This is a genomic window from Campylobacter jejuni (genome assembly GCF_049221745.1).
GTDB lineage: Bacteria > Campylobacterota > Campylobacteria > Campylobacterales > Campylobacteraceae > Campylobacter_D > Campylobacter_D jejuni_E.
In genome coordinates this window covers 146,880-172,301 of sequence record NZ_JBMJAO010000001.1, presented here as the reverse complement: position 1 = coordinate 172,301, position 25,422 = coordinate 146,880, and the positions used below count along the sequence as shown (strand labels likewise).

22 protein-coding genes and 6 pseudogenes are annotated in these 25,422 nt (G+C 30.1%); 11 read left to right on the top strand and 17 right to left on the bottom strand.

From position 1 onward, the window contains the following. Positions 1-60: 60 nt before the first annotated feature. The 8 genes from petC to cetC form a co-directional block, all read right to left on the bottom strand. Positions 61-1,185, bottom strand: coding sequence for a c-type cytochrome (gene petC / locus ACOTU8_RS00850; protein ID WP_422341373.1), 1,125 nt, complete (start codon positions 1,183-1,185; stop codon positions 61-63). Beyond that, positions 1,182-2,432, bottom strand: coding sequence for a cytochrome b (gene petB, locus ACOTU8_RS00845; RefSeq protein ID WP_057031469.1), 1,251 nt, complete (start codon positions 2,430-2,432; stop codon positions 1,182-1,184). Before petB ends, petC begins: the two co-directional genes overlap by 4 nt. Position 2,433: 1 nt before the next feature. Continuing rightward, the gene (petA, locus tag ACOTU8_RS00840; protein ID WP_422341372.1) at positions 2,434-2,937 is read right to left on the bottom strand and encodes a ubiquinol-cytochrome c reductase iron-sulfur subunit; all 504 of its coding nucleotides are present in this window, start codon (positions 2,935-2,937) and stop codon (positions 2,434-2,436) included. A gap of 89 nt (positions 2,938-3,026) precedes the next feature. Further along, a complete protein-coding gene (arsB, locus tag ACOTU8_RS00835; protein WP_422341371.1) occupies positions 3,027-4,313 on the bottom strand; it encodes an arsenic transporter in 1,287 nt (428 codons plus the stop codon). Further along, positions 4,314-6,173: a tRNA uridine-5-carboxymethylaminomethyl(34) synthesis enzyme MnmG gene (gene mnmG / locus ACOTU8_RS00830; protein ID WP_422341370.1), complete on the bottom strand. Its 1,860-nt coding sequence runs from the start codon at positions 6,171-6,173 to the stop codon at positions 4,314-4,316. It lies immediately after the preceding gene. Positions 6,174-6,260: 87 nt separating this feature from the next. Continuing rightward, positions 6,261-6,758 (bottom strand): PAS domain-containing protein, encoded by a 498-nt coding sequence (gene cetB / locus ACOTU8_RS00825; protein WP_422341369.1) that lies wholly within the window; start codon positions 6,756-6,758, stop codon positions 6,261-6,263. A 13-nt stretch (positions 6,759-6,771) separates the two neighbouring features. Next, positions 6,772-7,518 (bottom strand): methyl-accepting chemotaxis protein, encoded by a 747-nt coding sequence (locus ACOTU8_RS00820; protein WP_422341658.1) that lies wholly within the window; start codon positions 7,516-7,518, stop codon positions 6,772-6,774. A 751-nt stretch (positions 7,519-8,269) separates the two neighbouring features. Then, entirely contained in the window at positions 8,270-8,764 is a 495-nt protein-coding gene (gene cetC, locus ACOTU8_RS00815; protein WP_422341368.1) for an energy taxis response protein CetC, read from the bottom strand. A gap of 268 nt (positions 8,765-9,032) precedes the next feature. On the opposite strand from cetC, the gene dctA reads away from it, so the two are divergent. Then, positions 9,033-10,409, top strand: a complete 1,377-nt coding sequence (gene dctA / locus ACOTU8_RS00810; protein WP_422341367.1) for a cation:dicarboxylate symporter family transporter — start codon at positions 9,033-9,035, stop codon at positions 10,407-10,409. On the opposite strand, the gene ACOTU8_RS00805 is transcribed toward dctA, so the two are convergent. Beyond that, complete coding sequence (locus ACOTU8_RS00805) at positions 10,406-11,212, bottom strand: inverse autotransporter beta domain-containing protein (RefSeq protein ID WP_115786713.1); 807 nt, start codon at positions 11,210-11,212, stop codon at positions 10,406-10,408. The two genes, dctA and ACOTU8_RS00805, sit on opposite strands and share 4 nt — an antisense overlap. 141 nt (positions 11,213-11,353) lie before the next feature. Here ACOTU8_RS00805 and ACOTU8_RS00800 point away from each other — a divergent pair, with 141 nt between their 5' ends. Continuing rightward, complete coding sequence (locus ACOTU8_RS00800; protein WP_115786714.1) at positions 11,354-12,880, top strand: inorganic phosphate transporter; 1,527 nt, start codon at positions 11,354-11,356, stop codon at positions 12,878-12,880. A gap of 7 nt (positions 12,881-12,887) precedes the next feature. Here ACOTU8_RS00800 and ACOTU8_RS00795 read toward each other — a convergent pair whose 3' ends face one another. From ACOTU8_RS00795 to gatB, 3 genes are read right to left on the bottom strand one after another with little or no spacing between them, the layout of a single operon-like run. Continuing rightward, entirely contained in the window at positions 12,888-14,066 is a 1,179-nt protein-coding gene (locus tag ACOTU8_RS00795) for a metal-dependent hydrolase (protein ID WP_422341366.1), read from the bottom strand. Next, the gene (gene gpsA, locus ACOTU8_RS00790; protein ID WP_115786716.1) at positions 14,056-14,973 is read right to left on the bottom strand and encodes an NAD(P)H-dependent glycerol-3-phosphate dehydrogenase; all 918 of its coding nucleotides are present in this window, start codon (positions 14,971-14,973) and stop codon (positions 14,056-14,058) included. The genes ACOTU8_RS00795 and gpsA overlap by 11 nt, the downstream gene beginning before the upstream one ends. Next, the gene (gene gatB / locus ACOTU8_RS00785) at positions 14,970-16,388 is read right to left on the bottom strand and encodes an Asp-tRNA(Asn)/Glu-tRNA(Gln) amidotransferase subunit GatB (RefSeq protein WP_115786717.1); all 1,419 of its coding nucleotides are present in this window, start codon (positions 16,386-16,388) and stop codon (positions 14,970-14,972) included. The genes gpsA and gatB overlap by 4 nt, the downstream gene beginning before the upstream one ends. A gap of 152 nt (positions 16,389-16,540) precedes the next feature. Between gatB and luxS the strand changes: the two are divergent. The 9 genes and pseudogenes from luxS to metF all read left to right on the top strand — a co-directional run bounded on the left by luxS (position 16,541) and on the right by metF (position 21,665). Beyond that, positions 16,541-16,993, top strand: a pseudogene (gene luxS / locus ACOTU8_RS00780) (S-ribosylhomocysteine lyase). A 303-nt stretch (positions 16,994-17,296) separates the two neighbouring features. Continuing rightward, a pseudogene (locus ACOTU8_RS00775) lies at positions 17,297-18,210 on the top strand (2-oxoglutarate and iron-dependent oxygenase domain-containing protein); the annotation flags it as partial. Between the two features lie 83 nt (positions 18,211-18,293). Continuing rightward, positions 18,294-18,707: pseudogene (locus ACOTU8_RS00770) on the top strand (MetQ/NlpA family ABC transporter substrate-binding protein); the annotation flags it as partial. A gap of 88 nt (positions 18,708-18,795) precedes the next feature. Then, a pseudogene (locus ACOTU8_RS00765) lies at positions 18,796-19,992 on the top strand (hypothetical protein). Between the two features lie 44 nt (positions 19,993-20,036). Then, positions 20,037-20,459, top strand: a complete 423-nt coding sequence (locus ACOTU8_RS00760; protein ID WP_422341365.1) for a hypothetical protein — start codon at positions 20,037-20,039, stop codon at positions 20,457-20,459. Between the two features lie 81 nt (positions 20,460-20,540). Next, positions 20,541-20,642, top strand: a complete 102-nt coding sequence (locus ACOTU8_RS00755) for a hypothetical protein (RefSeq protein WP_422341364.1) — start codon at positions 20,541-20,543, stop codon at positions 20,640-20,642. After that, positions 20,633-20,686 (top strand): annotated as a pseudogene (locus ACOTU8_RS00750) (hypothetical protein); the annotation flags it as partial. The gene ACOTU8_RS00755 and the pseudogene ACOTU8_RS00750, both read left to right, overlap by 10 nt. A gap of 9 nt (positions 20,687-20,695) precedes the next feature. After that, a complete protein-coding gene (locus tag ACOTU8_RS00745) occupies positions 20,696-20,818 on the top strand; it encodes a hypothetical protein (protein ID WP_422341363.1) in 123 nt (40 codons plus the stop codon). A gap of 9 nt (positions 20,819-20,827) precedes the next feature. Continuing rightward, positions 20,828-21,665: pseudogene (gene metF, locus ACOTU8_RS00740) on the top strand (methylenetetrahydrofolate reductase [NAD(P)H]). A gap of 19 nt (positions 21,666-21,684) precedes the next feature. On the opposite strand, the gene ACOTU8_RS00735 reads toward metF, so the two are convergent. From ACOTU8_RS00735 to ACOTU8_RS00715, 5 genes are all read right to left on the bottom strand, one after another. Continuing rightward, positions 21,685-21,873 carry a hypothetical protein gene (locus tag ACOTU8_RS00735; protein ID WP_422341362.1) on the bottom strand — a complete coding sequence of 63 codons (189 nt, stop codon included), beginning with the start codon at positions 21,871-21,873 and terminating at the stop codon, positions 21,685-21,687. After that, positions 21,870-22,550 (bottom strand): F0F1 ATP synthase subunit A, encoded by a 681-nt coding sequence (atpB, locus tag ACOTU8_RS00730; protein ID WP_422341361.1) that lies wholly within the window; start codon positions 22,548-22,550, stop codon positions 21,870-21,872. Before atpB ends, ACOTU8_RS00735 begins: the two co-directional genes overlap by 4 nt. Positions 22,551-22,617: 67 nt before the next feature. Then, a complete protein-coding gene (radA, locus tag ACOTU8_RS00725; protein ID WP_422341360.1) occupies positions 22,618-23,958 on the bottom strand; it encodes a DNA repair protein RadA in 1,341 nt (446 codons plus the stop codon). Further along, complete coding sequence (gene ftsY, locus ACOTU8_RS00720; RefSeq protein WP_422341359.1) at positions 23,958-24,824, bottom strand: signal recognition particle-docking protein FtsY; 867 nt, start codon at positions 24,822-24,824, stop codon at positions 23,958-23,960. Before ftsY ends, radA begins: the two co-directional genes overlap by 1 nt. Beyond that, a complete protein-coding gene (locus ACOTU8_RS00715; RefSeq protein WP_422341358.1) occupies positions 24,824-25,381 on the bottom strand; it encodes a TlpA family protein disulfide reductase in 558 nt (185 codons plus the stop codon). The genes ftsY and ACOTU8_RS00715 overlap by 1 nt, the downstream gene beginning before the upstream one ends. Between the last annotated feature and the right edge of the window lie 41 nt (positions 25,382-25,422).

The following is a 25,422-nucleotide window of genomic DNA, read 5'->3' as shown; positions in this document are numbered from 1 at the left end:
AAAATGAAGAAAAAATAAGATTTTTGCCATTATTATTAAATAATAGCAAAAAATGTAATATTAATGTAATTTAGACCAAACAGAACGCTTCCAACCTATAGCAAAAATACTTAAAATTACAAAGAATATCATTACATAAATTCCTGTAGTTTTTCTTTCTTCTTTTTTGCTATCACCCACTTGATCAATATAAGATACAACCTTAGCCTGTGCAGCTTCTGTTAAACCTACTCTTGGCATAGCAGTTCCTGGAAGAAGTTTTTGAGTGTTATTAATAAAATCATGTAAATATTGCTCACCACGAGATCTTATCATCATAGAAAGATCAGGCGGAACAGAACCTAAATAAGTTTTTAAATCATTTTGATTTGATGGAGTAAAAAAGCTATCGTATTTCATATCATGACAACGTCCACAAGCCTCAATAAAAGTTGCTTTATCTTTAGCAAATTTTATATCTTTTTCTATTAAAGCCACTTTTTGAGCACTATTTTCCATTTTAGCATATTTTGCCTCAACATCTTTCTTAATGGTAGCATCTTCATTGGCTTCAAATTTAACACTCACATCTTTAAGATAAGCAATTACATTGGCTATATTTGCATTTGTAGCTTCTTCACTCTCTCCTGAAGTATCTTTATTGTAAGCTGTCATAATAAAAGCATCACCAAATTTATGATCTACTTTTAAAGCAAGTGCAGGATGCATAATCAAAGCTGCTAAAAATTTTTCATCAAAAATAGCACCAGCTGCACTAAGATCAGGTGGTATTACCCCCATAGAAGAATCAGTAATATTAGCTGCTATTCCATCTTCTTTTACACCATGACATGCAAAACAGTTATTTTCAAAAAATTCTTTACCTTTTTTTGCATCACCCTTAGCAAAATCGATCTTTGCAACATCTGCCCAAAGTGTTTCAACCTTGCTTAATTCTTCTTTTGCTTTTTCAAGTTCTTTGTTTGCACTCTCTATTCTTTTAGCGTCTCCTGAAGCTTGTGCATCTTTTAGAGCTAATTCCTTAGCTTCAACTATACCTTTTGCAAAAGTAGTATCTTCTACAGCAAAATCAAAATTTGCAGGAGCAACATGAGGCTTCATCACTGAATGAGCATAAGGCTCTACCCCCCAATATACAAGCGCAGTAAAAACTACTACAACTAAAAATATTTTTATTTCTCTCATTGTTTAGCTCCTTTTCTCTCCATAATAGTAATAACCGGTAAAACCACAATAAGTAAAAGTAAAAATACTATAGAAGCATAAAATCCTACCCAAGCATTTACACCTGTTGGAGGTAATTTTCCATAAACTGTTAAAACAATTAAATCGATAAGCAAAATCCAAAACCAAATGAAAAATAAAGGTCTTTCATGAGCGGGTTTTACAACATCACTTCTATCAAGCCAAGGAAGTAAGAAGAAAATCACTTGAGCAATACCAAATGCAGCCAAACCTATATCAAAAGCTTTAATACCTGCAATATCAAAGAAAAATCCTCTTAAAACTTCATAACTCCATAAGAAATACCACTCAGGATAAATATGAGCTGGTGTTTTAAGCGCATTAGCTGGATCAAAATTAATTGGATCCATTGCAAATTCAAATTTAAAACATACCAAATAAAAAAAGAAAATCATAAAAAAGCTTATATACATAAAATCTTTTGATAAAAATCCTGGCCAAAAAGGAATTACTTTAGAACCTTTTGTATCACCTGCTATATATTTTTCAGCTTCTAAGTCAAAATCAAGCTCTTCAGAAATTTCATTATTAACATGAGGAATTCTTAAAGAATAAAAGTGAAATGCTATAATAGCAATGATAACTATAGGAAGCAAGCATACATGAAGCATAAAAAATCTTGTTAAAGTTGGATCAGAAACCGCATAATCCCCACGAATCCAAATCACAAGTTCAGGGCCAATAAATGGTATCCCTCCAAAAAGATTAGTGATTACTTGGGCTGCCCAATAACTCATTTGCCCCCAAGGAAGCATATAGCCACTAAAAGCTTCGGCAGAAAATACAACAAACAAAAGCATACCACTAACCCAAATCATCTCACGACCTTTCTTATAAGAACCGTAATAAATTCCTGTTAGCATATGTATGTATATAATCAAAAATACAACAGAAGCAGCAACACCATGCATGTGACGCCAAAGCCATCCATAATCCACCTCTTGCATAATAGTCTTATTCACACTATCAAAAGCAAGTGCGGTATCTGGTTTATAATACATTACAAGTAAAAGTCCTGTAACAAAAAGCACTGCAAAAAGAGTGGTTAAAATAACCCCCATTGCCCAAAGAAAGTTAATTTGCTTTGGTATCCAATACTTTACCATTAAAACATCAAGCAGTTTATGTACCGCAAGTCTTTGATCAAGCCAATCTACAAGGCCATTAGCTTTTCTAATTTGTGCCATCTTAAGCCTCCGCTATTATTTTTTTATATTCAGGACCCTCTTCACCTAAAACAAGTTTGGTTCCATCAATTTTAAAAGGAGGAATTTCAAGAGGCTTTGGAGGAGGTCCAAAGACATTTTTTCCACTTGCGTCAAATTCTCCACCATGACAGGCACATTTAAACAATTGCTCGCTTGGTTGGTAAGCAGGTATACAACCTAAATGCGTACAAAGTCCTATAACCACAGTATAAGCTGCATTATCTACCACAACATCACGTTTTTCATCTTTTGGCATACTCGCATCTTTTTTTAATATAAAAATAGGCTTTTTACGCCATTCTATAGTTCTAAGCTCTCCATCTTGCATTCCTGATAAATCCACTGTAGTAAAACCTGCAGCTTTGACACTTGGGAGCGGATCCCAAGTTTTTTTCATCGCAACAAGCGAGAAAACACCGCCTACAGCAGCTACGCTTCCAAATGCAAAGCCCATAAAGCTTCGTCTACTCTCAGATGTAGCCATAACTTGTCCTTTCGATTTTATTTTTTAACCAAGTTAAAAGTTTATCGAAATTAAAATAAATTTTTTCTTTGTTTAATAAGTTTTGATATTTAGACAATAAGACCAAAAAGAGAAAAAACAAGTACGGGTAAAGTTATTAAAAAGCTAAATTTACAATATTGCCAAAAAGAAATATTAATGCCTTTTCTAACTAAAACTCCAAGCCAAAGCAAAGTTGCTAAAGAACCTATTGGTGTAAGTTTTGGGCCTATATTTACACCTAAAAGATGTGCATAAATCATCAAAGAATCAAAAGAAAAATTCTCAAAATATTCTTTTAATGCCAAATCTCCAATTAAAACCATAGGCAAATTATTAAACACAGAAGATCCAAAAGCTGAAATCAAAGCCGCGCCAAAAATTCCACTCTTATCTTGCATCAAAAAAGCATAACTTTTAACCAAAATTTCACTCACACCTATTTTATGTAAAGCAAAAACTACCATATAAAGCCCAAAACTAAAAAGCAAAACTCCATAAGGTGCTTCAAAAAGAATTTTAATACTTTTTTTACCTTGAATTTTTAAAACAATAAGCCAAAAAATTCCCGCCCAAAGCAAAGCAAAAAAACTTATTTTAATATTAAAAATTTCACCTATAAAAAAACTGATCACAAAAAGAAATAAAAACACTACGCAAAGAAAAAACAACTTCAATGAAATTTGCTCTTTTTTGACTAATTTAAATTCAAGCCTTTTAGGTAAAACTCTCACATAAAGCACAAAAACCATAACTATAGTAGAAAGCAAAACAAAAAAATTTGGCAAAAACATATTTTTAGCAAATTCTAAAAATTCTATCTTAAAATAATTTGCTGTGATGATATTGGTTAAATTTGAAACAACCAAAGCGTTTGAACTTGCATCACATAAAAAAGAAAGACTAAGCAAAAAAGAACTTAAAATAAAAGCATGATTTTTACAATCTTTAAGAGTTGAAAATAAAGCTATAATAATAGGTGTAATGATCAAAATCGCTCCATCGTTAGCAAAAAATGCAGAAAGAAAAAAGACAAAAATCAACAAAAATAACATCAATTTTTTTGTGCTGATATAAATTCTTTCTTGATTTTTCTCTCTAGAAAAATGCAAAATTTTACTCACAATAAAATCAAAAAATCCCAAAGCTTCCAAGCTAAAAGAAAGAATAATCAACCCAACCAAAGTTAAAGAACTATCCCAAACTAAAGAAAAAACAAAATAAGCGTCTTTAAAATCTACCAATTGGAAAATAAAAACAAAAAAAGCTCCCAAACTAGAAAATACCCAAATAGGCAAATTCCATGGACGCCAAAAAAGCAAAATTAAAGTAGATAAAAAAATAAAAAAAGCAAGCATTTAAGCTTTTTTCTTTTGCATTTTAATATAAATTTGTAAAATATCTAATGCTGCAGGAGTGATTCCACTGATTTGACTTGCAGCAAAAATAGTTGGAGGTTTATGATGATTAAGCTTTTCTACAACTTCATTACTCAAACCGCTTACACTTTTAAAATCAAAATTTTCAGGAATTTTAAGCTCGCTAAGATTTTTCATTTTTTCTACTTGAGCTTTTTGCATACTAATGTAATGATAATACTTTGCCTCATTTAAAATCTCTCTTAAGGAGTAATGATCCATAGTTTCAAACATAGGGTCAAGTTTTTTTAATTTTTCTATATCAAAACTTGCTCTTGCAACAATTTTTTGAAGATTGACTATAGAAGAAATTTTATCCTCACCTAAACTCTCTAAAAAAGCATTATTTTGGTTATTAGGCGTAAATTCTTTAGAAAGTAAAAATTCAAGTCCTTTTTGAAGGTTATTTGCAATATTTTGTATATAAGTAAAATCTTGCTCGCTTAGAAGCCCTAAATCATAGCCATATTTTCCAAGTCTAAGTATAGCATTTTCTTCCCTTAAAAGCAGTCTAAATTCCGCTCTTGAAGTAAACATTCTATAAGGTTCTTTTGTACCTTTTATCACTAAATCATCGATTAAAACTCCTATATAAGCTTCATCACGCCTTAAAATCAAAGGCTCTTTCATATCTATGCTTAAACTTGCATTAACTCCTGCCATAAAGCCTTGTGCTGCAGCCTCTTCATAGCCTGTAGTTCCATTAATCTGTCCTGCACAATAAAGATTTTTAATCTTTTTAAGTTCTAAAGTATGCTTAAGTTCAGTTGGTTCTATATAATCATATTCTATAGCATAACCAAAACGCGTAATTTTGGCATTTTCAAAACCTTTTATAGAATGTAACATTTGAATTTGTACTTCATAAGGTAAAGATGTAGAAAAACCATTGATATAATACTCTGTCATATCAATAGTTTGAGGTTCTATAAAAAGATGGTGACTTTCTTTATCACTAAAACGATTAATTTTATCTTCTATAGAAGGACAATACCTTGGTCCCACACCTTCAATCTGTCCAGTAAAAAGCGGGGCGCGATAAAAATTACTTTTAATAATCTCATGTGTAATTGCATTGGTGCGTGCAATGTAACAAGGAAGTTGAGTAGGATTAAAATTTCTTGAACGAAAGCTAAAAGCTTTAGGATTTACATCGCCATTTTGAATTTCAAGTACGCTAAAATCAATACTTTTTGCATCAACTCTTGGGCAAGTTCCTGTTTTTAAACGTCCCATTTTTAAACCCAAAGTCTGTAAATAGTTTCCTAAATTTACTGAAGCAAGCTCCCCTACTCTTCCTGCTTGAAGTTTATTTTCTCCTACATGAATAAGACCATTTAAAAAAGTTCCTGTTGTAAGTATTACTTTTTTAGCAAAGTAAGTATTTTCTAAATTTGTTTTTACGCCTTTAACTTCATCATTTTCTACGATTAAAGCACTCGCTTGTTCTTGAGAGATTTCTAAATTTGGAAGTTTTAAAAGTTTATTACGTGCAATGATGCGATATTTATCCATATCAATTTGTGCCCTACTTCCTTGAACGGCTACTCCTTTGCTTTCATTTAAAATACGAAATTGTATCCCAGCCTCATCAGTAATTTCACCCATAAGACCGCCCATAGCATCAAGTTCTTTTACCAAATGCCCTTTAGCAAGTCCGCCTATAGCTGGGTTACAACTTGCTGCTCCTATTTGCTCAATCAATGTAGTTAAAAGTAAGGTTTTTTTACCCATTCTAGCAGTAGCTGCACTTGCTTCAATGCCTGCATGACCACCACCTATAACAATAACATCAAACATACTTTGCCTTGAAAAATGTAAATTTCGAAAGAAAGATTATATAATATTTAGACTTAAAACAAAAATTGCTTTAAGTCTAATAAAATTTTATTTAGTTTCTTGAAGAGAAAAAATCAACTCATTATAAGTTTTATTTGCATCTTTACAGAAATTTTTAAGCATTTCAACACCCTTATTTAAACCTTGTTGCTGTTCTACTCTTAAAAGATCGCTATAAAGCCTTTCTATTGTAGAAATAGCACTTTTATTTGGCATACGACGAACGGAATAATAGCCTATGATATTATTATTAATATCTACTGATGGAGTTACATTTGCAAAAACCCAGTAGTAATTGTTATCTTTGGTTTTGTTTTTTACATAAGCAAAAATTTCCTTACCCTCTCTTATATAATCCCATAAATATTTAAAAACAGTTTTTGGCATATCTTCATGTCTTACTATATTATGAGGTTTATTTAAAATTTCACCCATAGTATAACCTGCATATTTTAAAAAGTCATGATTTGCATAAACTATCCTACCTTTTAAATCTGTTTTAGAAGCAATTAAACTATCTTTTCGTAAAACAATTTCTTTTGACATTTTTTGTCCTTATTTATATTTTTAATTTATCTAAAATTTCAGCACTTCTTTGTTCTAGTGATTTAATATCACTTACAATTACATCATAAGCTTTTTGATCAATATAATCTTGATTTGATTCTTCTATTGCTCTCTTAGCTTTATTTTTTATAAATTCTTTTGCTAAATTCAAATCAGCTTCAGAACTAAGCTCATTGATAACATCCCTAGCTCTCTCATCTTGACAAAGGCTAGAAATTGGATCTACGCTTTCAAGATTAAAATTTTGAGCTCCATTTAAATTTAAATATATATTTGATTTATAAAGAATATGATCGATTTTAACCACAGATAAAATCAATCTCTTTGCAAAGGATTCAAAATTAATACCAAGAGCACTACTATTTTCTTCTAGACGTTTAAAAGCTTGAGAAAATTTATTAATTCTTTCCTCAGATTCACTAACAATATTAAAAACTTGCTCACTGCCACTTTGGATATTTATAAAATCTTGTTGCATAGTCTGAATTGCAATAGAAATTTCGCTTGTAGATCTTTGAGTTCTTTCTGCTAACTTTCTAACTTCATCAGCCACAACCGCAAATCCTCTACCATGCTCTCCTGCACGTGCAGCTTCAATAGCTGCATTTAAAGCTAGAAGATTGGTTTGATCAGCTATATCGCGTATTACTTCAACCACTGAAGTAATATTTTGAGAATTAGCCACAAAAGTTTGCACTGTTTCCTTGCTCGAATTTACAACATCCATTAAAGAACCCATAGCACTTTGTAAAGAATCTACTTCTGAGCCATTTTCTGTAGCTGTATGAGTAATGGCATCAACTGTATCATATACATTTTTCATCATGTTAATATCTTGATTTAATGAGCTAGAAATTTGAGACATATCTTTATTTTGATTTCCAAGACTTAAATCCATTAAAGTTCTTGATAAAGCATTTTTAAAAGTAGATTTTGCTGTCACTTCTATGTTTGCTAAAGCTTTATTTATAAATTCGATATTATGAGCAAAAATTCCTTTTAAACCTTCAGGCAAAGCCTTGCGATAAAATTCACCTTTTTGAGAACAAGAAATAGAAGTATTAATTTCCCTTAAGTAAGCTTCTAGCCCATCGATAGTATTGTTAAGATTATCTGCTATTTCGGCTAATTTTTTGCTTTTCGTTTTTGCATAGATAATTCTATTGTTAAAATTACCCTCTTTTAACTCTCTACAAAGAACCAAAAGTTTATCAATCATTATTTGCTCATCTTTGTGTTGTCTAAGCAAATAAATCATTAAAATAGTGATTAAAATAAAAATTATCGCTCCAATATAAATATGAATAAAAATGGCACCTAAAACACCAATAACACTTAGAAAAATAGCCAATAATAATCCATTTTTCATCATAAATTTACCCCTTTATTAAAGATTTTTGAAATCATAAATTAAAGTAATACTTTTATAATATATATTACTTTAATTTTTAGGCGAAAATTATACAATAAAAAGATTAAACATATCTTATTTAGTTATCTTCTTGTAAGTTAAAAATAAGTTCATTATAAGTCATTTTATAAGAACTTACAATATCCACTAAAGCTGAAACTCCAGCATTAATGCCTGATTTTTGCTCTTTTTCAAGTAAAATTTTATAAACTTCTTCAATTATAGGAAGAGATTTTCTATTGGGTGCACGACGAACAGAATAATAATTGATGATATTTCCATTGGCATCAAATGAAGCGCTTACATTTGCAAAAACCCAGTAAAAACTACCATCCTTAGCTTTATTTTTTACAAATGCAAAAATTTCTTCTCCTTTTTGAATATAATCCCAAAGACATTTAAATACAGTGCGTGGCATATCTTCATGTCTTACTATATTATGAGATTTATACAAAAGCTCATCGACTTTATAACCTGCATATTTTAAAAAGTCATTATTGGCATAAATGATATTCCCCTTAAGATCTGTTTTAGAAGTAATTAAAGCATTTTCAGACAAAACTATTTCTTTCATAATTTAAAACATCCTAATAAAACAAATAAATCAAAAATAGAATTATTACCAATAATAAATAACAAAAAGTAAACTGAATTACAAAATTATAAAATTTTCAAAAATATTTTAAATTTTATAATGTAAATAATGAGAAATTTTGTAACATTTATATAAAAAATTATCATATCATATAAAAGAAAGTATTTCTAGATTTGTTTTTTTGTTAAAATTTACAATACGCATTGTTAAAATTATATTTTACAAAGATCAAAAGGAGTGAATAAACTTGGAAACTTTAAGTCAAACTTTAGCTGAAAGAAAACCGCCTTTATATAAACGTATTATCAAAAGTCTTGGATTTTGGGTGATTATAGGCATTATTGCAGGTATTGCACTTGGCTATACAGATAAAGGATTAGCCATTGCTAGCAAACCAGGAGTTGATTATTTTATAGGCGCTTTAAAGGTTCTTATAGGCCCTATTATTTTTGTTACCTTAGTTTTAGGGATCATTAGTCTTGAAAGTTTAAAAAAAGTAGGTAGTATTGGTGCTAAAGCGGTTATTTACTTTGAAGTTGTAAGTACTTTAGCGCTTGCTATAGGTATTTTTATGGCAAATGTTATGCAACCAGGCCATGGAATGAATCTTGATCCAAGCCAACTTGATACAAAAAACGTTCAAAAATACATTTCTCAAACCACAGAAGTAAGTGCAAGCTCTGAGATTATACATATTTTAAAAGATGCTATGCCTACTGATATCATCACGCCTTTTACAGAAGGAAAAACCATACAAGTTTTAGTTATTGCTATAATTACTGCTTTGATTATTTCTTTAATGAGAATAGAAGACAAACAAGCTATTCAAAGAGTTTTTGAAGTGGTACAAAATTTTGTTTTTAAAATTCTACAAATCATTATGTATTTTAGTCCTATTGCTGCCTTTTCAGCAATGGCTGTACTCATAGCTCAATACGGAATTGGATCTTTGATCAACTTGGCATATTTACTTTTAGTAATGCTGATTTCATGTCTTGTTTTTATATTTGGAATTTTAGGTCTTATTTGTTATTTTGCAAAAGTAAATATCTTTAAATTTATGAGATTTATCTCAAGAGAAGTATTAATTGTTTTTGCAACCAGTTCGAGCGAGTCCGCACTTGCCCCTTTAATGAGAAAACTAGAAAAAGCAGGACTTTCTAAAGCGACAGTTGGACTTGTTTTGCCTACAGGATATAGTTTTAATCTTGATTGTACAAACATTTATCTAGCTATGAGTTTAATTTTTTTAGCACAAGCTTTTAATGTAAATTTAAGCCTAACACATGAAATCAGTATTTTAATTGTATTAATGATAGCTTCAAAAGGTGCAGTAGGTGTAACTGGATCTGGTTTTATAGTACTTGGAAGTACTCTTGCAGCTTTAGGAAATATGGAAATTGCTGAAGCAAATGCAACTTTAACACAGGTTTTACCAGTAGCTGCTATAGGTATTCTTTTGGGAGTTGATAAATTTATGTCTGAAATGAGGGCGGTTGGAAATCTTTGCGGAAATTCAGTCGCAGCCTTAATCGTTGCAATCTGGGATAAACAAATCGATTGGGAAAAATTTCGCTATGCTATGGATAATCCAGAAAAATTCCATAATGCTGGAATGAACTAATGGGTTCTTTGGAGGAAATCATATCGATTAACCTCCTCTAAAGTATTATCTTTTTTCCTAAATTGTTTTAAGAAACTTTCATTGAAATTAAAACTAAATCCAACTTGAACAACAGTATCATCAACAGTCTCTCTTGCACTATAATCACGACGCAATAAATTTAAACTAAATACACTATAAGGAGAGTAAGATACTTGATAATTAGTTTTATCATTATCCTTACTTATATCAAAAGCAAAAGCGGTATAAGTTGGAATTACAAAGCTCATTCCAAGCTGTAAATTTTTTTCCTCTTCATTGGGTATGTAATAATTACTATAAGCCTTTATAAATTTACTATAACCAAACTCTGCACCAAAGCTTTTAGTATCTTTTTGTTCTTTTTGTTTATCAATAAAACCATTAACTCCAAATAAAAAATCATCTTTTTCATAACGATTGATTAAACCCCCTGAGTAATTATAATTATCTTGAGCCACAAAAAGTTCTTTTTGAAAAAGCAAAGAATTATTCTCTCCCTCATAAAGAGAACTTAGATTTTTAACTTGCACATTTTCATTTTGAAAATCTAAATTCCCATCTGTTTTATCTATACCATTATTATTTTCTAAAGTTTTTGAAAGTAAGCTATCAAAAGTACTTTTAAAATCCACATTCTCTTCTTGAATTTTTGGAGCTTCTTTGGTATTTTTATAATCAAAGTGCTCCCAAGAATTTTGATTATTATTTTTTGCTAAAGCCTCTGTAAGTTCATCGGCATTAAGTAAAGAAAACAATGCTAATATATAAAAAATACCCCTCATTATTCTTACATTCCTTATTATTTCTTGTTTGGGTATTTATTATAAAAAAATAATATAAATAAAAATTCCACAAAGACTAAAAAATAAAATTAGCAACTTTAAAGTAAATAAGTGTATAATTAAAATAAAAAAGGGTTATTAATGCAAAAAGACAACCTCATAGCTTTTGTTATTTTTATTATCAGTACTATCGCATTTGTTATTTGGGGATTCGGTTATATTTCACAACATCAACTGATACTTTTTATTCTTGCTTCTATATTTGGAATTTTTATGGCATTTAATATAGGCGGAAATGATGTAGCTAATTCTTTTGGGACAAGCGTAGGTGCAAAAACAGTAACCATTAAACAAGCTTTAATTATAGCGGCTGTCTTTGAACTAAGTGGAGCGATTTTTGCAGGTGCAGAAGTTACTAAGACCATACGCAGTGGTATTGTTATTTTCCCAAATTCTCTTGATCCCATGCTTTTTGTGATTATCATGCTTGCTGCACTTTTAAGCTCTGGAGTTTGGATTTTTATTGCGACCAAGAAAGGCTTACCTGTATCAACCACACATAGTATAGTTGGTGGGATTGTAGGTGCTAGCATTATGATGGGGCTTTTAAAATTTGATGGAATCCAAACACTCTCTATGGTTAAATGGAGTGAAATTTTAAGAATAGCTATTTCTTGGATAGCTTCGCCTCTTTTAGGAGGTATTGTAGCTTATATTATTTATTCATACATTGATAAGAAAATTTTAAAACCATCAGAAAAATTAAATAATGATTTGAAAAATATCAAAAAAGAAAGAAAAAAATTCAAAGAAGAATATTTTTTAAATTTAAAAACAAAATCCCAAGAAGAACAAATTAAAGAACTTTCCGCTATAGCTTTAGATGAGGAAGGACAAGAAAATAATTTCTATAGAAATAAAATGAAGAAATTTAAGGATCAAGAAAAAGATATAGATATTTACTCTATTTTAAAAACTCATATGCCAATCATTGCTTGTATTGCTGCTGCTATCATTTCGGCAATGTTTTTATTTAAAGGTTTAAATAATGTTAGCACTTTGGATATTTTACAAAACTTTTGGATTATCGGAATTATAGGAACTATAAGTTATGTCGTAACATTTGCTATAGTAAAAATCGTTAAAAAAACAGAACTTAATAAAACTACTGATAGAATTTTCTCATGGTTTCAAATATTTACAGCCTCTAGTTTTGCATTTTCACACGGAGCTAATGATATAGCCAATGCTATAGGTCCTTTTGCAGCGATTTTAGATGTCTTAAAAAATGGTACAATTAACGCGACTTCTCCTGTACCTTTTGCTGCTTTAGCTATGTTTGGAGTTGCTCTAGTTGTAGGACTTTGGTTTTTAGGTAAAGAAGTGATTACTACAGTGGGTTCAAAACTTGCAACCATACGCCCTACTACTGGATTTTCTGCAGAACTTGGTGCAAGCATAGTTATACTCTTGGCTACACAATTTGGAATTCCTGTTAGCTCAACACATATACTTATAGGAGCAATTTTAGGCATAGGAGTGTATAATAAAAACGCAAATTGGATTATGATGAAGCCTATAGGATTGGCTTGGATTATCACTTTACCAGTTGCTGGTATTATGGCAGCACTTGTATTTTTAGGATTTAAACTATCTTTAGGAATTTAAGCAAAGCTTATTTTTCTAAAATATTTTTTCCTTTAATTAAATGCATTTTAATCTTTCCAAAAAGCTTATCTCCAGAATAAAGAGAACTTTTTGGAGCAAAAACTTCTTCATTCTCATCAAAAAGAACTAGATTAGCTTCTTTGCCAACTTCTATAATTCCACTATTTAAGCCTAAAAATTCACTAGGGTTTTTACTTGTAAATTGACAAAGCTCTTGCCAATTTAAAAATCCTTCTTTGATTAAAAAAGTATAGCAAAGACTTATAAATTCGCATACACTGTGGATTCCAAAGGCCGCTTCATCAAAAGCCAAATCTTTTAAAGAAATTGATTTTGCACTATGTAAAGAAGTTAAAAAGCTAATTTTTCCTTCTTTCAAAGCCTCTCTTAAAACCAAAACATCTTCTTTACTTCTTAAAGGTGGCATAAGTTTTGCAGCAGTATTAAAATCTTCACAAGCACTATCATCTTTGATAAGATGATGAATGCTTACAAGTTTTAAATCCTTTTCATCTAATAATACTAAAGAATCTTTTAAACTTAAAAGTTCAAAAACCACTTTATTTTTATAAAATTTAGCCAATTCTTTCATTTTAGCTATCTGGCTAGTTTCAGCGATTTTGCTCATGCCTATAAGTCCTAGTTTAAAACTCATTTCACAATCATTCATCACTCCATTATCATCAAAATCCTTATCATAACAACGCACAAAAATTGGAGAGTCTTTCATAAAAGCATATTGTGAACTTACTTTTAAAGTATTTGCATCTAAAGAACTATCAAGCTCTAAAGCACAAGCACCTTTATTTAAAAGAGTGGCTAAATTTTTAAGCTTGCCGTTTGCATCCTTAACCCGAACACTTGAAAAAATTTGCATCTTTCTTTGGGCTAAATTTTGTAAAAATAAAGCAAAACTTTCTTCATCAAAATCCATGCAATCACGCAAAACTATACTAGAAATCCCTCCTTTTAAACACTCATTTTCTAAAAGCTCTAAATTAGCTAAAGAAAATTTATCATTTTTTAAACTCACACACAAATCTACAAAAGATGGGAGTAAAGTCATACCTTTAGCATCTAAAATTTCTTCACCTTGTAAATTAGAATCAATATTGGTAATTTTTCCTTCTTTAATCTCTATATCTTGTAAAGAATCTCCATAAATTTTTGCATTTTTAATTATCATGATTTTTCCTTAAATCATCTTGCTTTAGTAAATTTTGCGTTGCTTCTTGCACACTTTTACCCTTAAAAATTGCCACAATCTCATTTACAATAGGTGTATAAATTCCCTTCATTTTTGCTAATTTTTCTATAGCATAAGCAGTTTTTACACCTTCTGCTACTTCATTAAGTTCGGCTAAAATACTATCTAATTTTTGATTTTGTGCCAGTTTTAAACCCACTCTATAATTTCTCGATAAAACACTCGTTGCAGTTAAAAACAAATCTCCCGCTCCACTCAATCCTAAAAAAGTTTCTTCTTTAGCACCAAAAAATTTACCAAAACGATGCATTTCTATAAGTCCTCTTGAAATCAGTGCTGCTCTTGCGTTGTTACCCAATTTCAAACCATCGCTAATCCCACTTGCAATAGCTAAAACATTTTTATAAGCACCACAAATTTCAGCACCACGCACATCATCATCAATATAGGTTTTAATAAAATTAGGAAAAAAACTTGCAAATGTTTTGCAAAGTTCCAAATTTACACCACTAATCATTAAAGCTGTAGGGAGTTTTTGCATAACTTCAGCTGCAAAAGAAGGACCACTTAAAACACAAAAATTTTCCTTTGATACAAAATTTAAAAAAATTTCATCTAAAAACTGACAACTTTGATCTTCTATACCTTTTGAAGCAATTAAAATTTTTTGTCCCTTGTTGATGAAATTTTCTTTAAGCCATGTACGTATTCCTTGAGAACTTAAAGCAAAAACAAGATATTGGCATTTTAAAGCTTCTTCTATACTGATAAAATCTTCCAAATTACGCTGATGCAAAGAACTGATAAAGCAAGTATGATTTTCTTTTAAAGCTAAATGTAAAGCACTACCCCATTTTCCAGCACCAATAACCGCTATACTCATCAGTTAAGCTTTGCTTTTAAAATTTCATTCACTTTTGCAGGATTAAAAGCTCCTTTGCCTTCTTTCATGGTTTGACCCACAAAAAATCCAAAAAGCTTCTCTTTACCGCTTTTATATTCTGCAACCTTATCGGCATTTGCATTTAAAATTTGTTCAATCACCGCTTCTATAGCTGAGTCATCACTTACTTGCTTAAGTCCTAGCTTTTCTATAGCTTCATCAATTTCCATACTAGTATTTTCAAATACAAAAGCCAAAACATCTTTAGCCGCCTTTGCACTGATAGTGCCATCTTCTATGCGTTTAACTAAAACTCCAAGCTTTTGAGCATCTACAGGAGAATTTTCTATAGTTAATTCTCCTTTTAAAAGTCCCATAAGTTCAGTATTTAACCAATTTACACAAAGTTTAGGATTTAAATTTTGAGAAATAAGACTTTCAAAAAAACGACTCATTTCTAAAGAACTGATTAAAACTTCAGCATCACTTTCTTTTATACCAAGTTCGTCTATAAAGCGTGCTTTCTTCTCATCAGGAAGTTCAGGGATTTTAATATCCAAAAATTCATCTTTTAATAAAACAGGCAATAAATCAGGATCAGGAAAATAGCGATATTCTGCCGCTTCTTCTTTACCACGCATACTTCTTGTAACTAAATTTGATGTATCAAAAAGTCTGGTTTCTTGAACTACTTCTTGTTCATAAGTTCCATCTTCCCAAGCCTCACTTTGTCTTTTTACCTCATATTCTATAGCTTTTTGGATAAAACGAAAAGAATTAAGATTTTTAATCTCTACCCTAGTATAAAGTTTTGTATCACCCTTAGGTCTTATACTAACATTTGCATCACATCTAAAACTTCCTTCTTGCATATTTGCATCTGAAATGTCTAAAAAGCGTATAATAGAATGAAGTTTTTTAAGATAAGCTACTGCCTCATCACTACTTCTAAGCTCAGGTTCACTGACAATCTCAAGCAAAGGAGTTCCTGCACGATTTAAATCCACTTTAGAAAAATTATTTTCATGGATATTTTTACCTGCATCTTCTTCTAAATGTGCTCTTGTAATACCTATACGTTTATTTTCGCCATTTACATTGATAAAAAGCTCACCCTTTTCAACTATAGGAATATCAAATTGTGAAATTTGATAAGCCTTAGGTAAATCTGGATAAAAATAATTCTTACGATTAAAAACACTTTTTTTATTAATTGTTGCATTGACAGCCTTTCCAAAAGCTACAGCTTTTTTTACAGCTTCTTCATTTAAAACAGGCAAAGATCCTGGTAAGGCCAAACAAGTGGGGCAAACATTAGTATTTGGAGCTTCTCCAAAAGAAGTTGCGCATGAGCAAAAAATTTTTGTTTTTGTATTTAACTGAGTATGAACTTCAAGACCTATAACTACTTCGAACATAAAATTTCCTTGAATTTTTAAATGTTTTATTTTATCTTTTTTTCTTTTAGAAAGGCTTTAAATATTAACTTTAAATGCTGTAATCCTTAGGCAATTTATATTTAAGGAGTTAAAATGCATTATTAGATAGCTTTAAAGTTGACCATACTAAAATGCCAGATCCTGCTGTGCGTTTAGCTAAAGTTATGAAAAATACCTAAGGTGATGATATTAGTGTATTTGATTTGCGTTTTTGTGTACCAAATAAAAACATTATAAGCGAAAAAAGTACTCATACCTTAGAACATTTATTCGCAGGATTTATGAGAGATCATTTAAATTCAATTTCAGTTGAAATTATTGATATTTCACCTATGGGTTGTCACACGGGTTTTTATATGAGTTTAATTGAAACCCATGATGAAAAAAGTATTAAAGCTTGGGAAGCAGCTATGAAAGATGTTTTAAGTGTAAGCGATCAAAGCAAAACTCCTGAACTTAATATCTATCGATGCGGAACTTGTGTAATGCATTCTTTAGATGAAGCCAAACAAATTGCCCAAAAGGTTTTAAATCTAGGTATTAGTATAATGAACAACAAAGAATTAAAACTCGAGAATGCTTAAAAAGAATCTTTATTTTTTAAATGATTAAGCTTTAATTAATATATTTTTATATATGACTTTGAAATTTTATTATTTTAAAAGGAGAAAAAATGAAACTGATGTGCGAGGTGTGTAGTATCTAGTGCGTCCTTTGGCTTAACATTATGTTTCCAAAGGTCCAAAACGGATAAGGAGATATAATGTGTAAAAAGTCAAAAAATATTTTTCTGATATACTCATTTAAAGTCTTGATTTGCAAAAATTTCCCTAACAAAATTTAAACTAAATTATCTTCTTATCCTTAATATAATTTAAGGAGTAAAAATGAATTTACCTATACTTGATTTACGAAATTATAAAAAAGATAAAAATACTTTTCTTAAAAAATTTAAAAGAAGTAACTTCAAAAATAGGATTTTTTTATCTTATCAATTCCGGTATAGATAAAAATTTAAATGAAAAATTATTCAAACTTGGTAAAGATTTTTTAATCTTCCTAGAAGTTCGAAAGAGCTTATTTCTATGGTACATTCCGCTCAATTTAGAGATTATACAAGCGAAGGCTTTAAATATACAGCAGGGAATAAAGAGTAACTTGATATAGATACAGAAAGAAATGCTTTAAAATGGAACTTAAACTCGCTATTATGGCAAAGATTAGAACCTTCTAATCTTTGGCCTAGCAAAGCACCAGAACTTAAAAAACCTTTTTAGCTTGGCATAAACAAACTAAAAAAGCTTGTTAACACTTTTAAAAGTTTTGCTCAATGCTTTGATTTGCCTAGTAATATTTTTAATAAACTCTATGGAAAAAAATCTTACGAACATTGCAAAATCATATATTATCCAAAAAGTTCAAAAAATATTACCCAAGGTGTAGGATTACATAAAGATGGAAAACTTATTACTTTTATCTTTCAAAAAGAACAAAGTAGGCTTGAAGGCTTTATAAATGGTAAGTGGATTAGCATACCTTCAGTTGAAAATAACATTGTTGTTAATATAAGAAAATTTTTAGAACTAACTACCAATGGTTATTTAAAAGCTACTATACATCGCATAAATTTAAGTCCTAAAGAATGCTTTAACACAGCTTATTTTTTGAGATGCAACTTGATAAAGACATACCTATTTTTAAGTTAAATGAAGAACTTACTAAAAAAGCAAAGGTGTGGATACTGATCCTAAAAAATCCACTTTTGAGAGATATTGCGAGTAATTATTTTAAAAGAATGATATGATCACATCCAGATGTGGCACGCATTTATCATAGTGACTTAATAGAAAAATTTAATTTTACATAAAGAGAAAAAATGACTTTATTTCTAAAGCTTTTTGCATCGCTACTCTTTTTACCGGTTTTGTATGGGCAAATGAAGAACTCAAAGTAGGTTCTTCTATAACACCTCATGCAGATATTTTAAGATTTATAAAATCAGCGTTTCAAAAACAAGGTTATGATTTAAAAATTTACGAATTTAATGATGGAATAATTCCTAATGTTATGGTTGAACATGGTGAGCTAGATGCTAATTATTTTCAGCATAAACCCTATTTGAAGGAATTTAATCAAAGACAAGGTACTCATCTTGTAAAAGTCGCTAGTATTTATATAGAGCCTACGGCAGTGTATTCTAAAAGGTATAAAAACTTTGCTCCTAAAGAAGGAGAAAGCATTTCTATACCCAATAATCCTACAAATGAAAGTCGTGCTTTACGCATTGTAGCAAGCAAATGACTTATAGAAGTAGCGATGAAGTTAAAAAATTTATAAAAGAAAAATATCAGGGTGTTTTAATCCCTACATTTTAAGGAGAATAAATATGAAAAATTCAATCATTTCTTACCCAAGAATAGGTACGAATAGAGAACTTAAATTCGCTATTGAAAAATATTTTAAAGCTCAAAGCTCTAAAAAAGAGCTTTTAGAATTAGGTAAAATCTAAGAACTAAACACTGGCATAAAAAATACAGGGATTGATTTTATCCCTAGCAATGATTTTTCTTTTTATGATAATGTCTTAGATGCTGCAGTGCTTTTTAATATAGTTCATAGTAGATATAAAAATCTTACTTTAGAACCCTTAGATGAGTATTTTGCTCAAAGTCGTGGCTATCAAGGGCAAAACGGCGATGTTACAGCTCTAGCTATGAAAAAATGGTTTAACACTAATTGCCACTATCTCACACCAAAATGTGATAATGCTGATACTATAGCTTTAAAAGGGAATAAAATCTTTAAAGAATATCAAGAAGCTAAAAATCAAGGTATAGAAACTAAACCTGTTTTAATAGGTATTTTTACTTTATTTAAATTGATACATTTTAAAGATAATGACACAAAAACAATCGCTAAAGAAAAGCTACTTAAGGCTTATATAAAACTCTTAGAAAAATTAAATAATTTAGGAGTAAAATGGTTGCAACTTGATGAGCCTTATTTAGTTTATGACTTAGATAAAAAAGAACTAGCTTTATTTGAGAAATTTTACAAAGATCTTTTAAAACATAAAGGAAGTGTTAAAATTTTACTTCAAAGTTATTTTGGAGATTTAAGAGATGTTTATACTCAACTATTAAAAAGTGATTTTGACGGCTTAGGACTTGATTTTATCGAAGGTAAAGAAAGTTTAAATTTAATCAAAAAATATGGTTTTGATGAAAATAAAATCCTTTTTGCAGGTATAATCAATAGTAAAAATATTTATGCTAATGATTACGCTAAGAGTTTAAAACTCATCAAAGAGCTTCAAAAATATACCCAAAATATCGTTTTAAATACTTTTTGTTCACTTTTGCATGTACCCTATAGTGCTGAATTTGAAAGTAAATTAGACAAAACCTATCTTAAACTTTTTGCCTTTACCAAAGAAAAACTTAAAGATCTAAAAGAAATCCTAAATACCAATGAAAATAATCCTCTCTTTCACGCCAATCAAGATCTTTTAAAAAATATACCTCAACGTAAAGATAAAAACATACAAGAAAGATTAAAAGGCTTAAAAAAGAAGATTTTATAAGAAAACTCAAATTTAAAGATCGTATTAAAATTCAAAATAAAGTCTTGAATTTACCTCCATTGCCTACTACAACCATAGGATCTTTTCCTCAAAGTGCAGATGTTAGATCGACGCGTCTAACCTTTAAACAGGCAAAAATCTCAGCTCAAAATTACACAGAATTTAATCAAGCTAAAATCAAAGAGTGTATTAAAATCCAAGAAGAAATAGGATTAGATGTTTTAGTACATGGAAAATTTGAAAGAAATGATATGGTAGAGTATTTTGGAGAAAATTTAAAAGGCTTTTTATTTACTCAAAATGGCTGGGTGCAAAGTTATGGAACAAGATGCGTGAAGCCGCCTATAATTTTAGGTGATGTTAGCCGTGCTAAACCTATTACCCTAGCTTGGACTAAATTTGCTCAAAATTTAAGCCAAAAAATCGTTAAGGGCATGCTAACGGGCCCAGTAACTATACTTAATTAGTCTTTTCCTAGAGAAGATATTTCCTTTAAAGAAAGCACAGAACAAATTGCTTTGGCTATATAAGGGATGAAGTTTTAGATCTTGAAAAAGCATATGTGTTATAGCGAATTTAGTGATATTTTAAAAGAAATTGATGCTATGGATGCTGATGTAATTTCCTTTGAAGTCTCAAGATCAAATTAAGTCTTTTAAATACATTAAAAGCTGTAAATTTCAAAACCCAAGTAGGACCTGGAGTGTATAATATACACAGCCCTAGAGCTCCAAAAGATGGACTTAAAACTAGATCCTATGAAGAAGTCATTACTGCTCTTAAAAATTTAGTCAATGCCATACAAAAAATAAGAGAGAAATTATAAGGAGCTTAGATGTGCAATCTTTCTTTTGAAGTTTTCCCACCAAGAAAAGATGAAAATATCAAAAATCTTTATGGTATTTTAAATGATTTAGGACAATTAAGCCCTAATTTTATCAGTATTACTTTCGGTGCAGGTGGTTTTGTAGATTCTAAACACACCTTAGAAGTAGCAAGTCTTATACAAAATGATTATAATATCCCTAGTATAGTGCATTTACCCTGCATACATTCAAATTACGAAAAAATTGCACAAATTTTAAAAGAGTGTAAAAAAAGGAAACTAAATAAAATTTTAGCTCTTAGGGGTGGTATTTGCAAGGGTATAGTAAAAAGTAAAGATTTTTCTTATGCTAGCGATTTAATTGCTTATATTCAACAGCAAGGAGATTTTGAAATTTATGCTGCTTGTTATCCTGAAAAACACAATGAAGCTAAAAATTTTATAGAAGACATACATCATCTTAAAACTAAAGTCAAAATAGGAACAAACAAACTCATCACTCAACTTTTTTATAATAATGAAGATTTTTACACTTTCAAACAAAATTGTGCCTTAGCAAATATTAATGCACCTATTTACGCAGGTATCATGCCGATTACAAATAAAAGACAAATTTTAAAGATTTCACAACTTTGTGGAGCTAAAATTCCACCTAAATTTATTAAAATTTTAGAAAAATATGAAAATAACGCTTTAGACTTAGAAGAAGCGGGAATTGCTTATGCTATTGATCAAATTGTTGATTTAATTACCAGTGGTGTAGATGGAATTCATATTTATACTATGAACAAAGCTAAAGCTGCCAATTAGAATTTATCAAACTATTAAAGAATTTTTAAAAGAATAAAATTTTTAAAAAGCAAAAGTTAAATTTTGCTTTTTTCTTTAAGTTCATAATTTTCAATGAGCAAAATAAAAACTAAGCTTAAAAGTAAACCTGGGATTAAACCCAAGCAAAATAAGAAAAAAGAATGAAATTTTACAAAGCACCAAAAAGCACCAAAAAATACTAATGCAAAAGAAGTGCCTTTAAAAAATTCTAAAATATAAATCAATGACCTTCCTCAACAATAGTTGCACCCGCTAAATACACATAAGTTAAAATCATAAAAATAAAAGCTTGTAAAAATGCCATAAAAGTTAAAAGAACATAAGCAGGAAGTGGAGCAATATAGGGAATAAGAGCTAAAATTACCATTAAAAATAAATCGTCACCTTTAATATTTCCAAAAAGACGAAAAGATAAAGAAACCACACGAGAAAGATGAGAAACTATCTCTATAGGAAACATCAAAGGAGCTAGAAGTTTGATAGGCCCCATAAAATGAGCAAAATACTTTATAAAACCTTGCGTTCTAATACCTTCAAAATGATAATATACAAAAACTATAATAGCTAAAGATAAAGTTAAATTCAAGCTTGCAGTTGGAGCATGAAAACCAGGTATTATACCTATAACATTGCTCAAAAATACTATAATCCCTAAAGTCGCAACTAAAGGAAGGTATTTTCTTGCACTTTTTTCGCTTCCCATAGTATCTCTACCCATAGACAAAACTCCTTCTAAAAAAGCCTCACCTAAATTTTGCATACCGCGTGGAACAAGTTGCATAGAACGAGTAGCCATCATAGCTATTATAACAGCAATTAAAGCTACTAAACCTATATGAAAAAAATAAGAAAAGGTATGACTTGTATCAAGCAAAGAACTAAATAAAAATAAATCTTTCATGGCTTCCTCAAAATTTTTATTCTAAATCTGTAATTCTAGCAAAATCTTACTTATATTTTAATGAAATTTACATCCATTCTAAAACTTGCGAAAGTTCTTTGGCAACAAAACACTTAAGTCCTATATCTTCTAATGGTTTAGAAGGGATGATAGCATTTTTAAATTTTTGCATCTTAGCTTCTTTTAAACGAACATCAAGACTAAAAACTTCTCTAATTTCCCCATTTAAACCAAGCTCTCCTATAAAAATGCTATCCTTACTTAAAGGACGATTTTTAAAGCTTGAAATAATAGCTGCAACCACAGCTAAATCCGCAGCAGTTTCACTTATCTTTACTCCACCGCTAATATTTACAAACACATCATAATGTCCTAAAGGAATTTCAAGCTTTCTTTCAAGTAAAGCCAAAAGCATATCTAAACGATTTTTTTCATAACCTGTGGCACTGCGTTTTGGGTAAGAACTTTCACATACTAAAGCTTGAACTTCTAAAACTAAAGCGCGAGATCCTTCCATTACAACCCCCAAAGCACTCCCTGAAATAGCTTTTCCACGGGTAAAAAAGCGACTAGCCAAATCTTTTGCACTTATCAAACCCTTAGCGGTCATTTCAAAAATACCCACTTCATTTGTTCCGCCAAAACGATTTTTAAAACCCCTTAAAAGCCTAATCTCTTTGGTAGCATCTCCTTCAAAATAAAGTACCACATCTACCATATGCTCAAGCACTCTAGGTCCTGCTATAGCACCTTCTTTAGTAATATGTCCTATGATAAAAGTGCTGATATTGCAAGCCTTACTTACACGCATAAGCTCAAAAGTGATCTCACGTACTTGAGTAATACTTCCTGCTGCCGAAGTAAATTTATTTGAATATAAAGTTTGTATAGAATCAATAATAAGAATACTATAATCCTTTTTATACAATTCTTCTAAAATATTTTCAAGACAAAGTTCAGTAAGTAAAAATAAATTTGGTGCGTTAGCTTCAAGACGATCTGCTCTTAATTTAATTTGTGCTTTACTTTCCTCTCCACTAACATAAAGTACTTTTTTATTCTGTTTAGCCAAATTTGAAGCAATCTTTAATAAAAGTGTAGATTTTCCCACACCAGGACTTCCACCTATAAGCACTAAAGAACCTTCGACCAAACCTCCACCTAAAACCAAATCAAGCTCATCATCATCTGTGCTATATCTTGTAAAGTGTTCTAGCTCTACATCTTCTATGCAAATAGCTTCACTTGCTTTTGTACTAACTTGTGCAATCTCCTTTAAAACTTTAATTTGATTAGCTTTTAATTCTACAAAACTATCCCAAGCTCCACAATCAGGACATTTTCCAAGCCATTTACTTTGTTGATTTCCGCAAGCTTGACATTCAAAAAGAACTTTATTTTTTGCCATCACTTAAAAATAGGATCCAATAAAGCATCTAAATAAATATTTGCATCAAATTCCTGCAAATCTATCATTTGCTCACCCACACCCACATAAAAAATAGGAAGTTCAAGCTCTCTTGCTATACTAAAAAGTGCACCACCTTTAGCCGTTCCATCAAGCTTTGTGATAATCACACCATCAAGTTTTACAAGCTCATTAAAAGCTTTAGCTTGTAAAATTCCAGCATTTCCTTGTGTTCCATCTAGAACTAAAATTTTTCTATGGGGTGCACCTTCTAAAGCTTTGTTTGAAATTCTCACAATCTTTTCAAGCTCATGAGCTAAATTTTTTTGATTTTGCAAACGTCCTGCTGTATCGATAATAACTCTATCAAAATCCTTTGCTTTTGCTTTAGAAATGGTATCAAAAGCAACCGCTGAAGGATCATGCCCTTGTGCAGTTAAAACTATATCTACACCAACTTTTTGTGCCCAAAGCTTTAACTGCTCAATTGCCCCTGCTCTAAAAGTATCACAAGCTCCTAAAATGACTTTTTGATTTTGATTTTTATAAAGGTAAGCAAGTTTAGCAATACTTGTAGTTTTTCCCGCACCATTTACTCCTAAAATAAGCTCAACAAAAGGTTTTTCTTGGCTAATCTCTTTCTTTTCGTAAAGAAAATAAGAACCCATTACTCGTTTTAAATCTTCTTTTTTTACTTCATTTTGCGGCGGTAGATAATAAATTATTTCTTCAACTATTTCATAACTTACATCTGCTTCAAGCAAAATTTCTTCAAGCAAATCTTTGGTTATTTTTTTATTCTCTCCTTTAACTCCAATAATATTTTCAAGAGTTTTTGCAAGTCCTTTTTTAAAAAAATCAAACATTAAAGTATAGCCTTTTGTATATCAATTTCTAACATTTCTTCAGGAATAAGCCCTAAATATTGATTAATCAATTTAGAATGCTTGTTGTAAAGAAACATAGTAGGAATTCCATTTACCCCTCCTAAAACTTTGGCCAAAAGATAGTTATTTTCACCATTGGCAACTTTATAAGATATTTTATGCTGTTTTATAAATTTTTCAATCTCATCATTTGATTTATCTTCTAACAAAACCCCAACTATATTAAAATCATTATTATACTTTTCTTGTAATTTATTAAGATGAGGGATTTCAGCAATGCAAGGGGCGCACCAAGTGGTAAAAAATACAAACAAAGTTGCCTTATCTTCATCGTTGAAATTTAAAGCGGCATTTTCTTTTTTAACTAAAATTGTTCCTCCATCAATCAAATTAAGTTTAAAATTCATATCATCACTTTGATTTATACTTGCCTCGGTGCTTAAATTTACATCATTTTGCTGCTTTTCTTTATCATTGCTACAAGCAACAAACAAACAAGATATTATTAACAACAAAAATATTTTTTCAATCCTCATTATTCATCAATCCTTTATTTTTATAGAAATGTTAAAATTAT

Bases quoted from the DNA above. Each gene is read 5' to 3' on its own strand.
- petC (WP_422341373.1), bottom strand. From the start codon at position 1,185: ATGAGAGAAATAAAAATATTTTTAGTTGTAGTAGTTTTTACTGCGCTT.
- petB (WP_057031469.1), bottom strand. From the start codon at position 2,432: ATGGCACAAATTAGAAAAGCTAATGGCCTTGTAGATTGGCTTGATCAA.
- petA (WP_422341372.1), bottom strand. From the start codon at position 2,937: ATGGCTACATCTGAGAGTAGACGAAGCTTTATGGGCTTTGCATTTGGA.
- arsB (WP_422341371.1), bottom strand. From the start codon at position 4,313: ATGCTTGCTTTTTTTATTTTTTTATCTACTTTAATTTTGCTTTTTTGG.
- mnmG (WP_422341370.1), bottom strand. From the start codon at position 6,173: ATGTTTGATGTTATTGTTATAGGTGGTGGTCATGCAGGCATTGAAGCA.
- cetB (WP_422341369.1), bottom strand. From the start codon at position 6,758: ATGTCAAAAGAAATTGTTTTACGAAAAGATAGTTTAATTGCTTCTAAA.
- ACOTU8_RS00820 (WP_422341658.1), bottom strand. From the start codon at position 7,518: ATGGGTTCTTTAATGGATGTTGTAAATTCGAGCAAGGAAACAGTGCAA.
- cetC (WP_422341368.1), bottom strand. From the start codon at position 8,764: ATGAAAGAAATAGTTTTGTCTGAAAATGCTTTAATTACTTCTAAAACA.
- ACOTU8_RS00805 (WP_115786713.1), bottom strand. From the start codon at position 11,212: ATGAGGGGTATTTTTTATATATTAGCATTGTTTTCTTTACTTAATGCC.
- ACOTU8_RS00800 (WP_115786714.1), top strand. From the start codon at position 11,354: ATGCAAAAAGACAACCTCATAGCTTTTGTTATTTTTATTATCAGTACT.
- ACOTU8_RS00795 (WP_422341366.1), bottom strand. From the start codon at position 14,066: ATGATAATTAAAAATGCAAAAATTTATGGAGATTCTTTACAAGATATA.
- gatB (WP_115786717.1), bottom strand. From the start codon at position 16,388: ATGTTCGAAGTAGTTATAGGTCTTGAAGTTCATACTCAGTTAAATACA.
- atpB (WP_422341361.1), bottom strand. From the start codon at position 22,550: ATGAAAGATTTATTTTTATTTAGTTCTTTGCTTGATACAAGTCATACC.
- radA (WP_422341360.1), bottom strand. From the start codon at position 23,958: ATGGCAAAAAATAAAGTTCTTTTTGAATGTCAAGCTTGCGGAAATCAA.
- ftsY (WP_422341359.1), bottom strand. From the start codon at position 24,824: ATGTTTGATTTTTTTAAAAAAGGACTTGCAAAAACTCTTGAAAATATT.
- ACOTU8_RS00715 (WP_422341358.1), bottom strand. From the start codon at position 25,381: ATGAGGATTGAAAAAATATTTTTGTTGTTAATAATATCTTGTTTGTTT.